Raw genomic sequence first — 2,846 nt, forward strand, 5'->3', positions numbered from 1 at the left:
ATCGACTGCGGCTCCTACAAGGCCGTCATCGCCCGCATGGACGGCCTCGAGGCCGGCGATCTGCGCGAGGCTTGGGACGCCATCCGCGACAAGGCCAACGGCGGCGACGTCGCCTGCTTCCTGACTACCGTTACCCCTGAGGGCAAGGTTGCCATGCTCTCCGCCGCCACCGACGGCGCCGTTGCCGCAGGCTTTGGCGCCGGCGACGTGATCCGCAAGGTCGCCGGTCTCGTTGGCGGCCGTGGCGGTGGCCGCCCCAACATGGCCCAGGCCGGCGGCAAGGACGCGAGCGGCATCGAGGCCGCCCTCGCCGCCGCCCGCGAGATGCTCGCCTAGCGCATGCGTGCCCTTGCGCTTGACATAGGCGAGGTCCGCATCGGGATCGCTGCGAGCGACGCCTCCGGGCGCATCGCGAGCCCCGTGAAGGTCCTTCCTGCGGCGGAGGTGCTGGGGATGTCCCGCACCTTCCGCCGCATCCTCGAGGACTACGAGCCCGAGGTGCTCGTCTGCGGCCGTCCCCAGACCATGGGTGGCGAGGACGGTCCGCAGGCCGAGCGCATCATGGCCCAGGCCAGGCGGATCGCCGACGCCTGCGAGCTGCCCCTCGAGTTTGCCGACGAGCGCCTCTCCTCCTCGGAGGCCAAGCGCATCCTTCGTGCGCAGGGCCTCAAGGAGAAGCAGATGCGTGGCAAGATTGATATGATTGCTGCGTCGCTTTTTCTCCAGGCCTGGCTAGACTCCCATGGGGCCGGCGCCGCAAGCGATGCTTCGGACCCCTTCTCGGGTGCCCGCTAGCGACACCTCTCGAGAAGGGCCCCACATGGCAGACTCTCCCAGGCGTAGGTCTACGCCCCGCTTCTCAACCGGCGACGCGCCCTCGCGCGCGGGCGCCGGTCGTCACGCGCGTCCCGCGACGCCGTCCCAGTCCGGTCGCGCAGTCGCGCGCCAGGCGGGTGTGTCCCCGCGCCCCTCTCGCATGAGGGCCAGCGCGCCCCAGGCCGCATCGGTTCGCACGCGTGCCCAGCGCCAGGCCGCCAACCCCTACGCCCAGGTGCCCCACAGCGGCAACACCGCCGGTATGCAGAGCCTCGCCGCGCCCCGCACGCGCGCCCAGCGTCAGGCCGCCTCCCGCGGCGGCCACTCGCACAAGGGTCCCATCATCGCGGGCGTCGTCGCTGCCGTCGTGGTCATCGCTGCCCTCGTGGTGCTCGTCCCACGTCTGCTCATGCGCGACTCCGCAAGCCAGGACGCGCTGCCCAACCGGGGCGCCACGGTCGAGGTCGTCATCGACGACGGCTCTGGCGCCCAGGCGGTCGCCGCCAAGCTCAAGGAGGCGGGCGTCATCGCGAGCTCGGACGACTTCATCTCCGAGCTGCAGCGCCAGAAGGCCGACGGCTCGCTCAAGAGTGGCGCCTACGTCTTCACGGTGGGGCAGGACCTCGACAGCATCATCCACCAGCTCACGACCGGTCCCAACTCCACGAGCGGACGCCTCTCGGTGCCCGAGGGCCTCACGGTGAGCCAGACCGCGGCGCTCGTGAACCAGACGCTGCCCTCCATCTCGGCCAACGACTTCGTGGCGCAGGCCAAGGCCTCGAACTACGCCGCCGACTACCCGTTCCTCGCCGCGGCCGCCAACGACTCGCTCGAGGGCTTCCTCTGTCCCAAGACCTATGACTTCTCGGGTCGCTCCGACGTCACGGCAGACACCGTGATCCGCGCGATGCTCGACCAGTACCAGGCAGACGTCGCCTCGCTCGACTTTTCGGCGGGCGAGCAGCTCATCTCGCAGCGCTACGGCATCCAGATGAGCGACTACGACATCCTCACCCTGGCCTCGATCGTCGAGCGCGAGGCCGTCACGACCGACCAGCGCCCTAAGGTCTCCTCGGTTTTCTTCAACCGCCTCAAGCAGGGCATGGCGCTGCAGAGCGACGCCACGATGATGTACGTCACGGGCGGAGAGGTCACCGCCGACGACCTCAAGACCGAGAGCCCCTACAACACCTACCTCAACACGGGACTCACGCCCACGCCCATCTGCGCGCCCTCGATCGAGTCGATCAAGGCCACGCTCAACCCCGACGACACGAACTACCTGTACTTCTACATCACCCAGACCGACGAATGGTTCTCGGCGACCTATGACGAGCACCTTCAGGCCATTGAGGAGAACCGCTAGATGAGCGTTGTGCGACCCACCCGCTGCGTGCCCGCGATCACCGACGTCGACGTCGATGAGCTCGCGGCCTCCGGTGTCCGCTGCGTGCTGTTCGACCGCGACAACACCGTGGTGCCGCGCGACACTGGCGTGGCGCCCGCGCCCGTCATGGACTGGATGGCGCGCGTGCGCGAGGCGGGCATGAGTCTGTGCATGGTCTCGAACAACTTCCACTCCGGACAGGTCGAGGCGAGCGCCGCCGAGCTTGGCTGCCCCGTCGTGCACCACGCGATGAAGCCCGCGCCCTTTGCCGTGAGGCGCGCCCTTGACCTCATTGGCGCCACACCCGACGAGGCCGTGCTCATTGGCGACCAGGTCTTCACTGACGTCATGGCGGGCAACCTCGCGGGGGTGCGCACGATCCTCGTGGAGCCCCAGAGCACGACTGACCTGTGGTACACGCACATCTTCCGCATCTTCGAGCGCGCGATCGGCGCCCGCAGGTGAGCCTGCACGCCGCGATGCATGTGCTTTGCCTCCTTCTCGCCTGTGGCCTTGGTGCCGCGGGCGTCTTTGCAAGCGTGAGGGACGCTCGCACGAGGACCATCCCCAATGCATGCTGCGGGGCCATCTGCCTGCTGGGACTTGCCCTATGCTGCCTGCGTGCCCTCACGCTTGCAAAGAC

General features: G+C 68.7%; 4 protein-coding genes. All 4 read left to right on the top strand.

The annotated features are described in order from the left end of the window. Positions 1-336, top strand: a 336-nt coding sequence (locus AC1VTH_RS07650; protein WP_481335544.1) for a DHHA1 domain-containing protein, incomplete at its 5' end; no start/stop codon positions are given. A 3-nt stretch (positions 337-339) separates the two neighbouring features. Further along, entirely contained in the window at positions 340-795 is a 456-nt protein-coding gene (ruvX, locus tag AC1VTH_RS07655) for a Holliday junction resolvase RuvX (RefSeq protein WP_481335545.1), read from the top strand. A gap of 25 nt (positions 796-820) precedes the next feature. After that, positions 821-2,182 carry an endolytic transglycosylase MltG gene (gene mltG, locus AC1VTH_RS07660; RefSeq protein ID WP_481335546.1) on the top strand — a complete coding sequence of 454 codons (1,362 nt, stop codon included), beginning with the start codon at positions 821-823 and terminating at the stop codon, positions 2,180-2,182. After that, a complete protein-coding gene (locus tag AC1VTH_RS07665; RefSeq protein ID WP_481335547.1) occupies positions 2,183-2,668 on the top strand; it encodes a YqeG family HAD IIIA-type phosphatase in 486 nt (161 codons plus the stop codon). Positions 2,669-2,846 lie beyond the last annotated feature (178 nt).

The sequence above is a fragment of the Parolsenella sp. genome, from assembly GCF_982402205.1.